17 protein-coding genes and 1 tRNA gene are annotated in these 16,628 nt (G+C 53.1%); 17 read left to right on the plus strand and 1 reads right to left on the minus strand.

Going from position 1 to position 16,628, the window contains the following annotated elements; all coding sequences use genetic code 11:
* Positions 1–1,208: 1,208 nt before the first annotated feature.
* The 3 genes from HMPREF0733_RS06005 to HMPREF0733_RS06015 all read left to right on the plus strand — a co-directional run bounded on the left by HMPREF0733_RS06005 (position 1,209) and on the right by HMPREF0733_RS06015 (position 4,801).
* The gene (locus HMPREF0733_RS06005) at positions 1,209–2,102 is read left to right on the plus strand and encodes a DsbA family protein (RefSeq protein WP_013398485.1); all 894 of its coding nucleotides are present in this window, start codon (positions 1,209–1,211) and stop codon (positions 2,100–2,102) included.
* Between the two features lie 322 nt (positions 2,103–2,424).
* Positions 2,425–2,501 (plus strand) — tRNA-Thr (locus HMPREF0733_RS06010).
* A 143-nt stretch (positions 2,502–2,644) separates the two neighbouring features.
* Positions 2,645–4,801: an acyltransferase family protein gene (locus HMPREF0733_RS06015; protein WP_041321961.1), complete on the plus strand. Its 2,157-nt coding sequence runs from the start codon at positions 2,645–2,647 to the stop codon at positions 4,799–4,801.
* On the opposite strand, the gene HMPREF0733_RS11520 is transcribed toward HMPREF0733_RS06015, so the two are convergent.
* On the minus strand, positions 4,798–4,929 hold the full coding sequence (locus tag HMPREF0733_RS11520; protein WP_013398487.1) for a hypothetical protein: 132 nt from the start codon (positions 4,927–4,929) through the stop codon (positions 4,798–4,800). The two genes, HMPREF0733_RS06015 and HMPREF0733_RS11520, sit on opposite strands and share 4 nt — an antisense overlap.
* A gap of 68 nt (positions 4,930–4,997) precedes the next feature.
* Here HMPREF0733_RS11520 and HMPREF0733_RS06020 point away from each other — a divergent pair, with 68 nt between their 5' ends.
* The 14 genes from HMPREF0733_RS06020 (at position 4,998) to HMPREF0733_RS06095 (ending at position 16,436) form a co-directional block, all read left to right on the plus strand.
* On the plus strand, positions 4,998–5,834 hold the full coding sequence (locus HMPREF0733_RS06020; RefSeq protein WP_013398488.1) for an ABC transporter ATP-binding protein: 837 nt from the start codon (positions 4,998–5,000) through the stop codon (positions 5,832–5,834).
* Positions 5,835–6,028: 194 nt separating this feature from the next.
* The gene (locus tag HMPREF0733_RS06025; RefSeq protein ID WP_013398489.1) at positions 6,029–6,859 is read left to right on the plus strand and encodes an SGNH/GDSL hydrolase family protein; all 831 of its coding nucleotides are present in this window, start codon (positions 6,029–6,031) and stop codon (positions 6,857–6,859) included.
* Between the two features lie 535 nt (positions 6,860–7,394).
* Positions 7,395–7,631 (plus strand): 50S ribosomal protein L28, encoded by a 237-nt coding sequence (gene rpmB, locus HMPREF0733_RS06030; RefSeq protein ID WP_004005966.1) that lies wholly within the window; start codon positions 7,395–7,397, stop codon positions 7,629–7,631.
* 3 nt (positions 7,632–7,634) lie between these two features.
* Positions 7,635–7,805: a 50S ribosomal protein L33 gene (rpmG, locus tag HMPREF0733_RS06035; RefSeq protein WP_004005967.1), complete on the plus strand. Its 171-nt coding sequence runs from the start codon at positions 7,635–7,637 to the stop codon at positions 7,803–7,805.
* A 2-nt stretch (positions 7,806–7,807) separates the two neighbouring features.
* Positions 7,808–8,113 carry a 30S ribosomal protein S14 gene (gene rpsN / locus HMPREF0733_RS06040; protein WP_004005968.1) on the plus strand — a complete coding sequence of 102 codons (306 nt, stop codon included), beginning with the start codon at positions 7,808–7,810 and terminating at the stop codon, positions 8,111–8,113.
* A 95-nt stretch (positions 8,114–8,208) separates the two neighbouring features.
* On the plus strand, positions 8,209–8,529 hold the full coding sequence (locus tag HMPREF0733_RS06045) for an HU family DNA-binding protein (protein ID WP_004005969.1): 321 nt from the start codon (positions 8,209–8,211) through the stop codon (positions 8,527–8,529).
* A gap of 328 nt (positions 8,530–8,857) precedes the next feature.
* Positions 8,858–9,538, plus strand: coding sequence for a hypothetical protein (locus HMPREF0733_RS06050; protein ID WP_147285887.1), 681 nt, complete (start codon positions 8,858–8,860; stop codon positions 9,536–9,538).
* A 648-nt stretch (positions 9,539–10,186) separates the two neighbouring features.
* Complete coding sequence (locus HMPREF0733_RS10740) at positions 10,187–11,029, plus strand: hypothetical protein (protein ID WP_115333513.1); 843 nt, start codon at positions 10,187–10,189, stop codon at positions 11,027–11,029.
* A gap of 39 nt (positions 11,030–11,068) precedes the next feature.
* Entirely contained in the window at positions 11,069–11,581 is a 513-nt protein-coding gene (locus tag HMPREF0733_RS06070) for a hypothetical protein (RefSeq protein WP_041321685.1), read from the plus strand.
* Between the two features lie 350 nt (positions 11,582–11,931).
* On the plus strand, positions 11,932–12,573 hold the full coding sequence (locus tag HMPREF0733_RS06075) for a hypothetical protein (protein ID WP_013398495.1): 642 nt from the start codon (positions 11,932–11,934) through the stop codon (positions 12,571–12,573).
* Positions 12,574–13,036: 463 nt separating this feature from the next.
* The gene (locus tag HMPREF0733_RS06080; RefSeq protein ID WP_013398496.1) at positions 13,037–13,915 is read left to right on the plus strand and encodes a hypothetical protein; all 879 of its coding nucleotides are present in this window, start codon (positions 13,037–13,039) and stop codon (positions 13,913–13,915) included.
* A 304-nt stretch (positions 13,916–14,219) separates the two neighbouring features.
* The gene (locus HMPREF0733_RS10745; protein ID WP_013398497.1) at positions 14,220–14,708 is read left to right on the plus strand and encodes a hypothetical protein; all 489 of its coding nucleotides are present in this window, start codon (positions 14,220–14,222) and stop codon (positions 14,706–14,708) included.
* Positions 14,709–14,957: 249 nt separating this feature from the next.
* Positions 14,958–15,737 (plus strand): hypothetical protein, encoded by a 780-nt coding sequence (locus HMPREF0733_RS06090; protein ID WP_013398498.1) that lies wholly within the window; start codon positions 14,958–14,960, stop codon positions 15,735–15,737.
* Positions 15,738–15,869: 132 nt separating this feature from the next.
* Positions 15,870–16,436, plus strand: a complete 567-nt coding sequence (locus HMPREF0733_RS06095) for a copper resistance CopC family protein (RefSeq protein ID WP_041321967.1) — start codon at positions 15,870–15,872, stop codon at positions 16,434–16,436.
* Positions 16,437–16,628 lie beyond the last annotated feature (192 nt).

Here is a 16,628-nt window from a genome sequence, read left to right on the forward strand (position 1 = left end):
ATATAGCCTCGAATAACCACTCAATTAGTGGTTAACTCCGGTACAACACCCAAGAATGGGCCTCAAAACCTCCGCTACCGATGCCCTACCTCTGACGGACCTCTGAAGAAAAACGGTACCACCAGCGCAGGAAAACCCGATAACGATGCATCAACTGCGGGGTCTCAACAACCATTATCGTTCTTATATCGTCTGTGCAGACAGGAAATTGGGTTATGGAATAGAATGTGTGTCTGTTCTAATGTTCCTAACCTGAATTGTGGGTGGGGCTAAGCCGTATTCTGAAGCTCTTACACCGTATCCCTTACCCGCTAAAACCCTAAGCAAGACGGAAGTGTAGAGCATGATTACTCGAACAGCTATAGCGGTTCTGGAGGTTTTGACGGTGCCGATACTCTGCTAGAAGCTCGCTGAGGAACACTGCTTGCGGCGTGTGTAGCCATGAAGTACTGCGAGGCTTGTCCACTAGTACTGTCCACTAGCAGGGTACTCATGAAGAAGAACGGCTGGATCACAACGTAGATAACCGCTAAGTGCACGGGGGAGTGATTACAGGATAAAGGGATAGGTGATGTCCCAAGGCGCCCGTGATAAGGCTCGTCAAATTGTGGCTAAGCAAGTAAGATACTGTCAGCATGAGACATTGACATCGCCGATGAAACTAAGCTGATTGTAGCAGAGCCATCGCATGCTAGTATCCCCTGGAATCTTAGGGTGAAACTAATTGGTTAAAAGCTGTTTTAGTAAATATGGGGTTTATTGCTAGCCTCGACTTCTGACTCGGTCTGCGGTCGAAGCTGTCCTACGATCTTTCCTTGGTAACGCAGTCTTGCAGTATGAGGGTCTTATCCGTGGAACTTATGAGCTATAAACGGGGGTCTCTGGAAAGGTATGGTTCATACATACATGTCACCCAGAGAATAGGGGAACGAGGCAACTTATAAGACACCGAGTCTCTTTTGCTCATACTGCTAGGTTTATCCTGAGATGCTATCCCGCAGAATAACGAGTCTTATAATGGTACGCGCGGCTTATAGCCAGCGCAGGTGACTGTGGTTGCCCCGTAAAATAAGCTGTGAGCGTGAGAAAGCGACACAAAGTGTAGAAAACCCGGCTATGACTGGCAGCTACCAACAACCTTCGGTAGGCTAGAACGGGTTAGCGGTAGGCGCATCCACCGCGTCGATCACAAGATAAAGGAGCAGGCAATGTCCCAGGACGCCCGCGAGAAGGCCCGCCAAATTGCGGCTAAACAATCAAAGCGCGGCAATGTCGCGACGAACCGTCGATGGATACAACTTACCGTACTCGGCGTAGTCGTTGTTATTGTTTTCGTTATTGGCTTTGTTTATATCAATGGTCAGAACAATAAAGTACCCGAATCGGGTCCTGTGCCTGCGAGTTCGAATGAGTACGGCGGAATTGTGCTGACTAAGGACGGAATCGTCCAAAACTCCTCAACACGAGACACCCGTAACTATAAGGAACTAGGGGACTCTAACGCCTCCTACACTCCCTCGGTGAATGGTACCCCGCAGGCGGGCAAGAAGCTGCCACTCGGCGTTCAGTCGGCAGATGAAGCCTCTAAGAACGGTAAACCGGTGCGCGTGACGATCTTCCAAGACTACAATTGCGTGCACTGCCATGAGTTTGAGGATCAGTACGGCGAGGAACTGAAGAAACAGGTTCAAGAGGGCAACATCGAACTCGAAATCCGTAACCTGACCTTCCTCGATCAGAATTCGCCCACCCAGTACTCGGCACGTACCGCTAATGCCGCATACGCCGTTGCTAACCAGGTGAGTGCAGATAAATTCTTGGACTTCCAGAAAGAACTGTTTAGCCACCAGGGAACCGGCGACCTGAACAACCAGCAGATCGCCGATATAGCATCTAAATACGGTGCAAATATCGGTTCGGATATGAACGATAACAAGTGGCGTTCTCTTGTGGATGTTGTGACCGCAGAATCCTCGAAGAATGACATTGGGGGCACCCCGACCGTTTTTGTGGATGGTGAACAATACACCAGCAATGACTTCACTGGCTTCCTGCAGGGGAAGATCGACGCCAAGAAGAATAACAATAACCCGCAGCAGTAATATAAATGGATTCGCCCGCAAGCGCTAAGCCTGCGGGCGAATCCTTTCTATGTGCTTTAGCCTCAAAGGATACTGACACAATAGTCTAAGATTCCAATGCATGATTCTGCATGAGAGGGAATCTCTGTTAAGGCTTATCAACCGTCTAACATTTTCTGAGCCGTATGAACATAGTTCGAAATCTAAAAGACTCAAAAAGTATAGTGATACGGAAAAACAGCGTTTAAGCAGACACATATAAAAACAGTGAACACGATAAACTTTCATAACATCCACTTTTGAATTAGCATCCCTGTGCGTTTGCTGTACACTAGAAGACGTTGCCTCCTTAGCTCAGCTGGCCAGAGCATCGGTCTTGTAAACCGAGGGTCACCGGTTCGAATCCGGTAGGGGGCTCCACGAAAGTCCTGATTCATGCGTTACGCAGCTGATGCGTTGAATCGGGACTTTCCCCTTACAGGTCGTTAGCATTATATGAGACCACACACCGATTTACAGAGCAGCACAGGACACGCGATATTATGGCAGCAGGTCAACCCGCAATGCATCAGCAAGCGGCGCAAACCCCGACTGTATCATCACCCTCAAACTCTTACCCCCTCGAAAACTTTATTGAAACTCGGGGATTCCGCCCCGAAATTCAGGGTCTGCGTGCATTCGCAGTACTCCTGGTAGTGCTATACCATGTCTGGTTTGGTAGGGTATCCGGCGGCGTGGACGTCTTTCTATTCATCTCGGCGTTCCTGCTTTCACTCTCGAATATGCGCAAAATCAACGAGGGCAGGCCGCTTAACCTCTTCACATACTGGCTACACGTGTTCCAACGCTTGCTTCCGGTAGCGACCGTAACCATTGCGGGAACGACCATCGCATCATTTTTTATCCTACCGCCAAGCCGCTGGGCCGATATGCTCGCGGATGCGAAGGGGTCCCTCTTTTACTACCAGAACTGGCATCTTGCTTTTAACTCGGTAGATTACTATGCGCAAAACGCAGCATCGAAAACCCCGTTCCAGCACTTCTGGTCGCTGTCTATTCAGGGACAGATTTTTATTCTGTGGCCGTTGCTCTTCGCGCTGGTCGCATACCTTGTGCATCGTTTCCGCTGGAATCTGTTCACGACAACCATTTTGGTTTTCGATACGGTCTTTGTGGCATCTTTGACATTTTCGATTATTGAAACCGAGACAAACCAGGGGTTCGCATACTTCGATACCCGCACCCGTCTCTGGGAATTTGCTGTCGGGACGCTGCTCGCCATGGTAACCCTCAAATGGAAGGCCCCTGAGAAGGCGCGCGTCATCATGGGGTGGATCGGCGTTTTTGGGCTTGTGACCTGTGGCGCCTTCCTGCCCGTGCAGCGCTCCTTTCCCGGATTCTTAGCGCTGTATCCAGTAGTTTCAGGTGCTCTCGTCATTATGGCGGGCCGTACCAACAGTCGGTGGGGTGTAGACCGCTGGCTGGTCTCTAAACCTCTGCAGAGTCTTGGCAATATCTCCTACGCCCTATACCTAGTGCACTGGCCCATCCTGATCTTGTACAGCACCGCTGTGGAGAAACCCCACGTGAACTTTCTCGAAGGAACCGCCATTATTGCGGTATCTATTGGCTTAGCCTGGGTTCTGATCCAGTTCGTGGAGAAACCGCTGCGTTACCGTAAAGACCCTTTCATTCCCTGGCTGATGAAAATACTGCGGTTTAAGAGGGTTTTCGCGGTCAAAACGTGGGCCGATCAGCTTGCCTTCCTGGCCGCAACCTTTTTACTGGCAGGAATACCTCTTGCCGGTGCGCAGGCGTGGGTAAACTACTCCAATACTCAGGCGAGTATTCAGGCAGAAACACAGACCCAGACTGCAACCGATAATCACTTAGGTGCTCGCGCCATCGGCACAGATCAGGCACTCATGCACGACGACCCTATCCCCAATGGTGATTTGAAGAATCAATACGAGATGTTGAGCGACGGCAAATGCGAAGGCAATTTTGCCCTCTCTCATGACTCACTCAAGAAGTACTGCTCTTCGCAGAAGAACGGAACAGATGATTCGCCGCTTATGATGGTCGTCGGCAACTCCCACGCGGAACAGGCAATGGCCATGTTCAAACCCGTTGCCGAGCAGTCCAAAGTTAATATGCAGTCGATCCTCTTAGGCGGATGCCAGTATCCGCAGCAGGATGCATCATCCTCGAACGAGTGCGCCGAGTTTAACCGGGACGTCACCGAAGAAATTCTGCAGCGTAAGCCGCAGACCGTGGTGATTATCGCAACCATCGCGGAGGCACGGTCTAATGAGGAGCGCATCGACCCGGCCTTGGAGGAAACGGTCAAGAAATTCACGGACGCCGGAATACAGGTGGTCGGTGTGCGCGATAACCCGCGGTACGACTACAACGTATACGAATGCGCACAGAAGGCGGGAGACGACCTGGAATCCTGCGCGCGCCCGGTCTCTGAGAAATTGGCTGAAAAGAACCCCGCCCAAGAGGTCTTTGACAAATACAAGGATAAGGGCGCGGTGCTGGTAGATATGACTGACCTGTACTGCCCGGAAGGAATGTGCCAACCGGTTGTCGGGAACGTCTACGTGTACATAGACGAGAACCATGTGAGCAAGGCATACGGGCGTACTATGGCGAAAACTATGCTTGAACGCGCCGCCAAGGGTGGTTGGATACCCACTGGCATGCTCTCGCTCTAAACACGTGCCAAGAATATACGATGCCGTGTCTTCTTACCGGAAGGCACGGCATCGGTACGTCCGGAGTCTTGAGCCTCGGTGAACGGCAGCCGCAAACCTATTCCGGCATATAAAATTTCTGTAGGCATTTTTATGGCGTCTTCAGTACCCTCATACTTATCTAGTTGCTCGTGCAGAACCGAAAGGAAGGTAAATCATGAAAACCGTAACTGAGCGTACTCTGCGCGTAGACAACGTGAGCCTAGGATACGGCGCACAGCCTATCGTCAAAGACCTGAGCTTAGAATTCCCGCAGGGCAAGGTCACCGCCATTATCGGCCCCAACGGATGCGGTAAATCCACGCTTCTGCGGGGTGTTTCGCGACTCTTGCATCCCCTTGACGGCGAGTTTTTGCTCGATGGTAAGCCTACGCATCAGTACTCCATGAAGGGGTTCGCACGCATGGTCGGGCTTATGCCGCAGCATCCTATTGCGCCTGAAGGTATTACTGTTGCCGATTTGGTTTCGCGGGGACGCTATCCCTATCAAGGGCTTTTCAAACGTAATAGTGCCGAAGATGATGAGGCGGTAGCCTGGGCCCTAGAGGCCACCGATACGATGTCGCTCGCCGAACGTCAGGTAACCGAGCTTTCCGGCGGGCAGCGCCAGCGCGTGTGGATTGCGATGGCGCTTGCGCAGGAGACCGATATTCTGCTGTTGGATGAGCCGACCACCTACCTTGACCTGGCGCATCAGGTGGAGCTGCTGGATTTACTAGCGGACCTGAACGAAGAACGCGGCACCACCATGATTATGGTGCTGCACGAGCTGAATCTCGCCGCTCGCGTTGCAGACTATCTGATCGCCATGAAGGACGGGCAGATCGTCAGTCGCGGATCTGCTCACGAGGTGCTGACCTCCAGAAATCTTAACGATATTTTTGGGCTCAAGGCCGAGGTTGCTGATCCGTTTAGTGACGGGAGCGTGGTGGTGGTGCCGCTTCATCGGTCTGCGCACGCTTCGCAGAAGATACTGGACGACGTAAACCCCTGAAATAAGGCTTATAAAACAGGCAGCAAGAAACCCGAACAAAACGCGGTTACGGTATGTTTGAGTTTACTGCACGGATTGGTTTGCCCTGCCTGAAACCGCACGCAGCTGGATGTCTGCGGTCGATACCTAAGACAGACATATTATTCATGGGATACTGGCGGGTAGATAAAACCAAAAGTTAGGAAGTACCTACCATGCTCAAACTCGATAAAAATGCCAGACTGCACGGCGAACCTGTGCGTTATGTGGCGATGGGCGACTCGTTTACCGAAGGCGTGGGTGATGTCGATACCGACCGCCCCAACCAGGTGCGTGGCTGGGCAGATCGCGTTGCGGAAGCTATCGGCTCAGTCGATGCTCAGGCGCAGTACGCTAACTTGGCGATCCGCGGGCTTTTGATGCACCAGATTGTCGATCAGCAACTGGAGGCAGCCTTAGAACTGAGACCGAACCTTGTTAGCTTCTACGGCGGCGGCAATGACATTATTAGCCTAAACGTGAATATAGATGAGATTATCTCGCACGCAGAGCGAGCCTTTGCGGCTCTGCGCGCGGAAGGAATCGAGGTTCTGACGATTACGGGCCTAGACGTGAAGGGAGAGGGACCCTTTGCTCGGACCCGTCCGCGTACCGCCCTGTATAACGAGCTTCTGCGCACGGTGTCGGATGATTATGGTGTGCACATTATCGATTACTGGCGTATGGACGATTTTCTGGACTGGCGGCTGTGGGCTGACGACCGCCTGCATATGAATGAGTTGGGGCATCAGCGCTTTGCATACCATGTGCTGACGCAGTTTGGGCTGGGGCATCTGGCGCAGGATGTGAACCTTATCGCCGGTGAAGAAGAGCCTCCGCCGCTGCGTGAGAGAGTTGCCGAGAGTGCGTATTGGGTAAGAACGCATGCTCTGCCTTGGATGGGTCGGCAGCTGACTGGGCGCAGCTTGGGGGATGGACTAAGCGCGAGGTACCCGAATTTGGTTCCTGCCGCTGGTCTTGGCGAGCCGGTAGAACTCGAAGAATAACCTGCCGTATGCCGTAAAATACGGGTTTCTACAAGTTAAGATGTTAATCTCACATTTAAAATTTCACCGATGTAATTAGACGTTTGTCACATGGATATCGACAAGGGATGAAAACTTCGTCATGAACTACCTTAAACTCCCTTGTGACTTGAGGAAACAGCGAGAACTGGTAGAATAAGCGGGTAACTCTATCGCGACCTTTCGGCGTGCCCGGAAGAAGTCTGTATCAAATGGTTACCCCTCAAAATCCAAAAAATCCTTGGTTTTTAAGGGGAGTTTCTGGCGTGCAGGCTTGCGTGAGTTGCTGGATTTACCTAGAATTTAACGCTGTTCGTAGTGGTGGAAACGCCTCTCGACACTAAATTATGCTTCACCGTTTTTCCCGCGGCGGGGATTGACATCTGGATCTCACCCAGATGCCGGTCTCAAACACTCTAGCCCGGAGAATAACCCGGTGCTTCTACATTGGTGACGGGACGTACGAGTAACATCGACTGCGTATCCGTCAGAAAAGTCAATCAATAAGGAGTGAAACATGGCAGCAGTCTGCCAGGTGACCGGAGCTGTTCCCGGCTTTGGACACAGCATTTCGCACTCGCATCGCCGCAATAAGCGTCGATTCGATCCGAACGTTCAGAAGAAGACCTATTGGGTTCCTTCGCTTCGCCGTAAGGTGACCCTGAACGTGTCCGCTAAGGGCATTAAGGTTATCGATGCTCGTGGCATTGATGCCGTGGTCGCAGAAATCATCGCACGCGGGGAGAAGATCTAGTACATGGCATCCAAGGCTAAGGACCTGCGTCCTATTATCAAACTCAAGTCCACTGCAGGCACCGGGTACACCTATGTAACCCGTAAGAATCGCCGCAATAATCCTGACCGTATGGTGCTAAAGAAGTACGATCCCGTGGTTCGCAAGCACGTTGACTTCCGAGAGGAGCGCTAAGAATGGCTAAGAAGTCAAAGATCGCTCGTAACGAGCAGCGCAAGGTCATCGTAGCTCGCTACGACGAGAAGCGTCGAGAACTGAAGAAGACGCTGGTGAACGAGAACGCTACCCCCGAGGAGCGCGAAGCAGCACGTGTAGCTTTGCAGAAGCTACCCCGCAACGCATCTCCCGTCCGCGTTCGCAACCGTGACCAGATCGACGGTCGTCCGCGCGGTACCTTCCAGAAGTTTGGTATCTCCCGCGTACGCTTCCGCGAGATGGCACACCGTGGCGAATTGCCCGGTATTACTAAGTCAAGCTGGTAATTTCTGGTATTTTGTACCTAGGCGAGTTATTTTTCCTCGTGAAAAGCAGCTCGACTTAGTCTGAAAAAGATAAGTCTCAGGAAGGGGCACCCCAAATGGCTAAGAACCGTACCGAACTTGTTGCAGAGGTAGCAGAGAAGTCTGGCAAGAGCCAGGCAACCGTGAACGCAGTGCTCGACGCAGTGTTCCAGGCTTTCGAGACCTCCGTCTCTAAGGGCGAGAAGATCACCATCCCCGGCTGGTTGGCTATCGAGCGTACCGACCGTGCAGCTCGTACCGGTCGCAATCCGCAGACCGGTGAAACCATCCAGATTCCCGCTGGTCACGGTGTGAAGCTGACCGCAGGCTCCAAGCTGAAGGCAGCAGTCGCTACCAAGAAGAAGGCCACCAAGGCCACCTCCAAGAAGAAGAAGTAACTTCTTGAGACTTCTAGGACCTGATAGGGGCTCCCACCACACGGTGGGAGCCCCTATGTTTATGGTTTGTTTTCTCTGTCTGAGAGCTTCTGCCTTGTGATAACGCCCGATACCAAACTCCGTTTGAAAAGGTTGTCAGGACGGGATAAACTACCGGGGACGGAATCTTATTCTTCTAAGAACTTCACGTCGATCTTACGCATCGCAACATTACGCTGTAATGCCTTTCGCCCCAAGAAAAGCGGGCAACACCTTGTCACCTAAAAGTCTCAATCAGGTTAGCTAAAATAGTAGTAAGTAATGTTGCAGCCTGAAAATATATCCTGTTATGACACAGAAACACTCAGAAAGACATACCGTGACCATCGTACCGAGAAAGTATAGCGCTCTTCCGTTAGCCCTTGCAGGGCTTGGTCTGTTGAGCGCGTGTGCATCCTCCGAACCTCAGGATCCGGTGACTCCCGCCGTGGTGACAGTGACCGCATCCCCCTCAACACATGGTACGGCTGCGGAACCTTCACCTTCGGCAACCTCTAACTCTTCGGCAGATCCCGCCCATGCCCCCGCCGCGACCCAGGGTAATGGGGGAGAAGGAAATACTGCTGGCGGCTCGGTGAATGGTGATACTAATCAGAATCAGCCCGGACCCGGAGGGAACAATACACCCGCGCAACGTAACAACGGTGGATCTCCAACCGAACCCAAGGTGAATGTGAATGGTTCCTGGACCCACACGAACTCCGAAGGCGATAAAATCACCGTTGAGACGAGCGGCGCGTGGGAAGTTATCAAGAGCGACGGCGAGGTCATTAGAGTGAGCGCAAGCGGCGCATGGACCCAGACCGACCATGACGGCGAGGTTATTACGGTTAATGCCGACGGCTCGTGGTCAGTCTCCGAGAATGGCATTGTTGAGGATGAAGAAGACCGGCCTGAAATCCCTGCAATTCCTGGAAAACCCAATAATCCGGAGGCGGCAACTCCGGTAACCCCTGCAGCTCCGCGTTAAGACGCGGTTCTGTGCGGAAAACTGGTATACACAACATATAACTATGAACGATATAAATGTATAAGTATTATTAAATACTTTATATATAAACTTTATAAGTGTTTCACCCTGTTCTCAAAATATCTATAAATCAAACAGTTCTTGCAGAAAGATCTCTGCGGTCGGTTGCTCGGGTGATACTCTACTAAGCTGAGCTTTCTTGTGTTTCGGCATTTCTTGTTGTTGGGTGTATGCCTCTTGGTGTGCGAATGAAGTTTTTCCTTGTGGGGCAGGGGTTTGCGTGTCGGGAGGATAGAGATCTTCACATAGAACTCTCGTAAGTGTAAAGAAAATATATATAAAAATGCTGATTAAATTTAATCAGTAGTTTCACGTCCGAGATTTTGAAGTGTTTCCCAAGATATTCTTGAGGGTACCCGCAGAAATTAACGTGATATTTTTCAAGAAACGTGTTAATGGATAGCTTCAAGAAGCGGAACACCTTTAGAATAGATGTATCCCTCCTTCCGGAAGGACTATTTATCCCGCAACGACGCTCTTCAGTAGGGATCGCTATAACACCATATTCTTCGGTGCTGTGGTGCGCTCATGCTGAACGTCTGGGTGGTCGCAACGGGACATCATCGCCGGTTTATAGAAAGAAATGCAATGAGCATGAAGAGAACCTACGCCGTTGTATCGGTGGCTGTGGCGAGTATTCTTGCCCTGAGCGCCTGCGGCTCCTCAAATGAGGCGTCTTCCTCCGTAACGTTATCGCCCAACAGCAGCTCCTCAAGCTCAAAATCTTCCCCCACGAAATCTAAGTCTCCAAGTCCCAGTTCCTCGGCGAGTTCATCCCCTTCCGCGACGGCAACTGAAACCGCAACCCCCGAACCTGCGGATGCTACTCCCTCTTCAACCGCCGAAAGTAATACTACAGGTGAAGCCGTGAATGCTCCCACGCTCACAGATGCGGCAACAGCCCCCGAATCTCCGGCTACTAATTCTCCTGAGGAAAGCGCAGCAGCTGGGGGAGCAGATGCGAATAAGGATGTCGATGAAGCGGCGAAGCCAGCTGACGGTTCTGGTGGAAGTAACTCCGGGCAGCAGGGAAATTCTGGAGGTCAGGGAGGGGCAGGATCCGCAAATAAAAATGGCGGTTCGCAAGGGTCTACCGGCAACAAGGGAAATGGCGGTGCTTCTAGTATCAAGGTGAACCGCGATGGTTCGTGGTCTCAGACCGCTGCGGATGGAAGCACTATCAAAGTTGATTCCGATGGCTCGTGGAAACGCAAGAATGCCGATGGAACCCGAATTCGTGTGTACGACGACGGATCGTGGGTGCAAAAGTATCCGAATGGAAGCGAATTCGGCGTCACCGATAACGGCGAATGGTACTCCTCTAATGGATGGCGAATCTCGTCCTACACGCCCCCAGCGCCCACGTATCCTGGACGGGGGACGGCTCGTCCAGCACAGCCTAAGCGCGCTGTTTGGCAGGGGCGCGGGTAATAAAAACGGCTGACTTTCTGCCCTGAGATGGGAAAACACGTGAAAACTGTAAAAATTATAGCGAGTCTTGCTCTGGCATTTGCTTCTGCTCTGACGCTAAGCGCTTGCGTTGCTCATAGCTCCAGCGGTTCGGCCGCCTCTCCATCGGTGTCGAAAACCCCTAAGCCTTTTCCGTCCGTAACGGTACGCAGTATGGAGGAACAAACCACACAGGTTTCCTCGGATGGTTCATGGTCTTATGTGTCCAATGATGGTTTGCAGGTGAAAGTCAATGCTGACGGTTCTTGGACTAAAACCGGGATTATGGGCGAGGAAACTGCGGTGTCGGCAGATGGGTCATGGACCCATAAAGCTCGAATCGAGATTGCAGAGCAGGGAACAGTGCAAGGCTCCCAGGCTAAGGTACAGGCGGATGGCGGCTACACGACTGTGAAGAAAGGCGGGCAGCCCGGAACTACGAAACCTACGGTTCCTCAGATGCCTGAAAAACCTGCAAACCCTCAGGCGGTAACGCCTAAGACCCCGGTTGAGCCCTCGTATGCTCTGCAATAGTTTGTGACTGCGACCTCTGTCGTGAGGACTTTCAGGAACCGAAGCGCCGCATCCACAAGGCTAGGATGCGGCGCTTCGGCTTTTCATCTGCCTGCGATAAGAGCCTGTGGTACGGGGGTATACCCCACCCCTTTACTTCCGCGGGAATTTGGGGGCCTGAAATAGGTATAAAAAACCTTAAGATAATTTTTAAGTTTCTTAGGTTAAACACAGGTTTACATAGGCTCAACATAGCTAGAACCAGTAGAATAAAGGTATTCCCGGGCAGGGTATAGCTCCTGTAATTTCAGTCTTGTGACGCGAAATTTTCGGGTACTGAACAGTAATTCATCATTAGAAAGACTACGCACATGATCACCAAGAAAACTTCCGCCCTTCTTTCTCTAGCTGTAGCAGGCGTTGTAGCTCTCAGCGCATGCGGCGCCAATAACTCCAATAATGCTTCGAGCTCTTCATCGGCATCCGCCTCTGCATCTGAGACTCCCAAGGTCTCCGTCTCCGATGGTTCGGTCACTGTGAATAATGGTGATACCTCTGTCACCGCTGGGGCTGACGGTAATATGCAGATGAAGAACGGCGATTCCACGGTATCTGCTGGTACTAACGGCGGAATGCAAGCGGATAACGGCTCGGGGTCGAGCGCATCCGCATCTACTAGCAATAATGGCGGCGGGGCCGGTTCGCATACTGTTGTATCTGATGGGTCGTGGACTTACACTGAGGCTGATGGTGATAGTGTCGTTGTGGCTTCCGACGGCTCATGGGTTCGCACCGAGACTGATGGCGATATTACCACTGTGAGTTCCGATGGCTCATGGACTGTTATAGATGGTCGTGATGTAACAGCTGTAAACGCTGATGGCAGCTACACCGTTCAGGAGGATGGCAAGCCGTCCACTAAGAAGCCAAGCCTTCCGGATCTGCCCAATAAGCCAAGCGACTCTAAAGCTGTAACTCCTAAGTCCCCGGTTCAGCCAACCACTGCCGGCTAGATTATTCTAGATAGAGAGTCGATATGCCGTGCGTTGCCTCTGACGCGCTACGGTAACTACTGGTCTAGAAGGCTCCACCCGGACGTAGCATCACGGTATACGGCGCGATAATTCAAGCGGTGCGCATCCTTACGATAAGGATGCGTACCGCTTTGTTGTGTGTGGATAAAGGGCGGCAAAATAAAAACCCCGAAACCATAAGATGCGCTTGTATAAGTGCAAGGTATGATCTAAGTTTTCTGAGATCTACGAGAAAGGTAAATATTTTAAAATATTAATTAATTTTAATAACACAAGGAAATACAGTTAATTGTTTAGGGTAGAAATGAGTATGCGTTAAAGGGTCTATTTATTGCTCTTAGCATAAAAAGAGCCACAGGGAGGGGAAAATTCCTGAAAAATGCCGTCAGTGTGTGAGAGAGTTGAAAACCAGTCAATAATCACCGGCAGAAAGGATAGGCGTATGATCGCCAAGAAGACTTCCGCTTTTGTATCCCTGGCTGTTGCGAGCATGGTGGCGCTGAGCGCCTGTGGCTCGGACAATTCTAACGGCTCCTCCTCAAGCTCTTCCGCAGGAAGCGGGGCGTCCGGTTCCGCATCGGCAAACTCTTCCGCTTCCGGCGGCTCAGACTCCTCGAACGCTAGCGGTGGCGCCAGCGGCGATGCTTCGGCAAACTCCAGTGCCGGTTCTGATGCTAGCGGCGGTGCAGACTCAGAGAAGGGGTCTGGTAGCGGATCTAGCGACGGCACAGGATCGGATAATAAATCTGATTCTGGTTCCGATTCTGGCTCACAATCAGGCAGCGAGGGCGGCTCCGGTGGAGGCTCAGGTGCTGAAGGCGGTGGTGGCGCTCAGGGTGGCGCACAATCGGGCAGCGGTGACGGATCAGGCGGCGGAGCGAACGGTTCTGGTGCTGAGGGTGGCGGCGGTGCCCAGGGTGGCACCGCTCCTAACTCTGGAGGCGGTGCTGACGGTAGCGGCGCACAGGGTGGTGGCGCCAATGGCGCTCCCGGATCTGAGGGATACGTTCTGGTCTCGGAAGACGGCTCTTGGACTGCTACTGAACCCGACGGCGATACGGTTACGGTCTACTACGATGGCTCTTGGACTAGGACCGACGCTTCCGATGGTCACACCGATCTGGTGGGCATCGACGGCTCCTGGGTTAAGAACGAAGGCAATACGGTGACGGCTGTGCAGTACAACGGCGCCTACAACGTGATGGTTAACGGTCAGGCTACGTCCGAAAAACCCACCGACCTGCCGGATCTTCCCGTGGTTCCCAATACTCCGGGAGCGGCAACTCCTAAAACGCCTCTCAACCCGACCACTGCGGGCTAGCACCTGCGGATGGCCGTGAAGCGGCTGTGTAATCTGGCGCGCATCCTTAGTTTTTGAGGATGCGCGCCTTATTTTTGCTAAAAATACGGAAGATATAAATATGATGGGGAAATTTAACCGTTGGATATGCAATTAAACTACATAATTTTATGCATGCCATTTCGAAAATATTTATGGAAATGCAATGTATTTACGGCTCATAGCATAAAAACGTTCCGCACCTGGGATAAATCCCTGAAAAATACTTTAGGTGTGTGAGAGGGTGGGTTTTGAACCAACAATTACCGGCAGAAAGGATAGGCGTATGATCGCCAAGAAGACTTCTGTTTTTGTGTCCCTGGCTGTTGCTGGCGTGGTGGCGCTGAGCGCATGTGGCTCTGGCAGCTCTGGTGGTGACTCCTCCTCAAGCTCATCCTCAGCATCTACATCGTCAAGTTCATCAGCCTCGCAGGGATCCGTGACCACGGACAACGGCGGCACATCAGGCGACTCCGGTTCAGGCGGTGGCGCTGGCGGCGGCTCGGGCGCAGAAAATAATTCTGGCGGCGGCTCACAGATGGAGAATGGCGGCGGATCCGGCGGCGGCACTGGTTCAGAGCCTTCAGCGGGCGGTAACATGCAGACTGGTGAGAGCGGAACCGGTGGGCACATGCAGACGAAGCCCGGCAGTGAAGGTGGAGCCCGTATGGATAACCCGCCGGAGGAACAACAGCAACAACAGCCCCAGCAAGGGCAGCAACAGCAGCAGCCTCAGCAGGGACAACAGCAGCCTCAGCAACAGCAAAAGCAGTAACCTGAGGCATTCGCCCCTCTGCGGCGGTATTCTGCCGCCGAAACAGGCGAGTTTCGGCGTATCTGTGCTTATGGCGCGCATCCTTGAACGTGAGGATGCGCGCCATTGCGGCGTTCAAAACGTTACTTAGCCGAACATGTCACATCTTCGCCGTGAAATACCTGGTCAGCTGACAAACCGGTAGAATGTGGGATATTGACAGGTTGCGGGTACACCCGCATATGACGACTACGAGCGAGGGGGCGGAACATGCACACACGCGCAAAGACGCGCCCTCATACCCGCCTTTTCGCCGTCAAAGACTGTGCCGAGCGGGAATCATCGTTGCGTGAGGTACAGTCAGCAACCGCTGCCGCCCGAGGTGCCCGTGTGATGCGTGCTTGGCTTATCTCGGCATCTGCGGTTCTGCTGGGCTCAGCGGGGCATACTCTCGCCGGAGGCGGCGCCGCGCATCCGATGATTCTTGCACTTTGTACCGCGTTAGGGGCGCTCGCTGCTCTGGGACTTCTAGCGCTTCTCGAACGTATAACGCGCTCACGGCAGCGAGCCCTCTACCTGGGCACCGCAGCAGGCGCCCTCACGGTACAAACCCTGCTCCACGGTGTTTTCAACCTATCCCATGGATCCGCTCAGGCAGCGCATCGTGTGGCGGCATTGCAAGGAAACCACGCGCACGGTCATGCACATGCGCCCGGAACACCCCTCGCCCTTGAACACGGGAATGGGTTCAGTCACGCCGTCGCCCAGCACGCTACCGGCACTATGATCGGGGTGCACGCTCTTGCAGCCCTGCTAAGCCTTATACTTTTGCACCGTGGTGAACGCGCCCTCGCGCAGGCATTATGGGCTCTGCACTGTTATCTGAATACACGTTTGCAGTCCGCTCTGCGGGTTCTGGTTCTGGCGCCGCTTCCTGTCTTCCCCCGTATATACGGACGTTTTGTCATATCCGTTTATCTTCGTCGGCTGATGCTGGCGTTCTCCCGCGTGGAGCGAGGACCGCCTGCAGTCTTGGGAAACCCCGCGTAACCCCAACCATCGCCCGTGCTACGAGTCTGCCCACCGGCTGGCTCGCGTGAGCGTATACACCTTCCTTGACTGAAACCGAGCGTGAAGGTGCATGCGGCACGGGCATTCGATGCAGATAAAGGATTTACACATATGCGCACCATGATGCGTACCCTGGCGGCGGTTTTGCTCGCTAGCCTGATGCTTTTCGGCGGTGCCGCAGCGCAGGCGCATGACGAACTGGTCTCTTCCGACCCCGCCGCGAACGCAACTTTGACGCAGGCACCTGCCGAGCTGAACCTGACCTACAGCGCGAACCTCATGAATATTGAGGGCGGAAACCGCGTGCGCGTAGTCGATTCGACTGGCGCATCCGTAGCTGAAGGCGAGCCACAGGTAAAGGGAACGACCGTCACCCAGCCGCTCAAGATCAAGGATGCGAGCGCCGACGAGACTTATACCGTCACCTGGCGCGTAGTCTCCTCGGACGGGCACCCTATTCAGGGAACCTATACGTTCAGCGTTGGCGCAGGTAAAGCCGCAGCACCCTCGCAGGATGCGGGCACTGGCGAATCTTCGCAGGCCGCGGCTGATACCCAGAACTCCACTAAGTCAGATTCCGATTCCGGAGTGAATTGGTGGCTGATTGGCGGCGGTGTAGGTGCCTTCGTCGTGCTGGCTGTGGGGATTCTCGCCCTGCTCAAAAAACGTTCCGCATAATACCTTGTACACCCGTGACGTTACCGGGCAGCTTCCGGACGTCACGCCCATTGGCAGGCGCCGCATTGGGATCTTCCCGCAGACCGCGGCACGTGCGATTAAAAGTCGCAGAATAATCGAACGTCGCGAACTGTCGCATGTGCCTGCCGAAGAATTATTCGCACACACAGGCGGGTTTTACCGCCAGAAAAG

Source organism: Rothia dentocariosa ATCC 17931, from assembly GCF_000164695.2.
Taxonomy (GTDB): domain Bacteria; phylum Actinomycetota; class Actinomycetes; order Actinomycetales; family Micrococcaceae; genus Rothia; species Rothia dentocariosa.

Excerpts from the sequence above, each read along its gene's own strand:
- HMPREF0733_RS06015 (WP_041321961.1), top strand. The coding sequence starts at position 2,645 with ATGCATCAGCAAGCGGCGCAAACCCCGACTGTATCATCACCCTCAAAC.
- HMPREF0733_RS06050 (WP_147285887.1), top strand. The coding sequence starts at position 8,858 with ATGACACAGAAACACTCAGAAAGACATACCGTGACCATCGTACCGAGA.
- rpmB (WP_004005966.1), top strand. The coding sequence starts at position 7,395 with ATGGCAGCAGTCTGCCAGGTGACCGGAGCTGTTCCCGGCTTTGGACAC.
- HMPREF0733_RS10740 (WP_115333513.1), top strand. The coding sequence starts at position 10,187 with ATGAGCATGAAGAGAACCTACGCCGTTGTATCGGTGGCTGTGGCGAGT.
- HMPREF0733_RS06005 (WP_013398485.1), top strand. The coding sequence starts at position 1,209 with ATGTCCCAGGACGCCCGCGAGAAGGCCCGCCAAATTGCGGCTAAACAA.
- rpmG (WP_004005967.1), top strand. The coding sequence starts at position 7,635 with ATGGCATCCAAGGCTAAGGACCTGCGTCCTATTATCAAACTCAAGTCC.
- HMPREF0733_RS06095 (WP_041321967.1), top strand. The coding sequence starts at position 15,870 with ATGCGCACCATGATGCGTACCCTGGCGGCGGTTTTGCTCGCTAGCCTG.
- HMPREF0733_RS06025 (WP_013398489.1), top strand. The coding sequence starts at position 6,029 with ATGCTCAAACTCGATAAAAATGCCAGACTGCACGGCGAACCTGTGCGT.
- HMPREF0733_RS06075 (WP_013398495.1), top strand. The coding sequence starts at position 11,932 with ATGATCACCAAGAAAACTTCCGCCCTTCTTTCTCTAGCTGTAGCAGGC.
- rpsN (WP_004005968.1), top strand. The coding sequence starts at position 7,808 with ATGGCTAAGAAGTCAAAGATCGCTCGTAACGAGCAGCGCAAGGTCATC.
- HMPREF0733_RS10745 (WP_013398497.1), top strand. The coding sequence starts at position 14,220 with ATGATCGCCAAGAAGACTTCTGTTTTTGTGTCCCTGGCTGTTGCTGGC.
- HMPREF0733_RS06045 (WP_004005969.1), top strand. The coding sequence starts at position 8,209 with ATGGCTAAGAACCGTACCGAACTTGTTGCAGAGGTAGCAGAGAAGTCT.
- HMPREF0733_RS06080 (WP_013398496.1), top strand. The coding sequence starts at position 13,037 with ATGATCGCCAAGAAGACTTCCGCTTTTGTATCCCTGGCTGTTGCGAGC.
- HMPREF0733_RS06090 (WP_013398498.1), top strand. The coding sequence starts at position 14,958 with ATGCACACACGCGCAAAGACGCGCCCTCATACCCGCCTTTTCGCCGTC.
- HMPREF0733_RS11520 (WP_013398487.1), bottom strand. The coding sequence starts at position 4,929 with ATGCCTACAGAAATTTTATATGCCGGAATAGGTTTGCGGCTGCCGTTC.
- HMPREF0733_RS06020 (WP_013398488.1), top strand. The coding sequence starts at position 4,998 with ATGAAAACCGTAACTGAGCGTACTCTGCGCGTAGACAACGTGAGCCTA.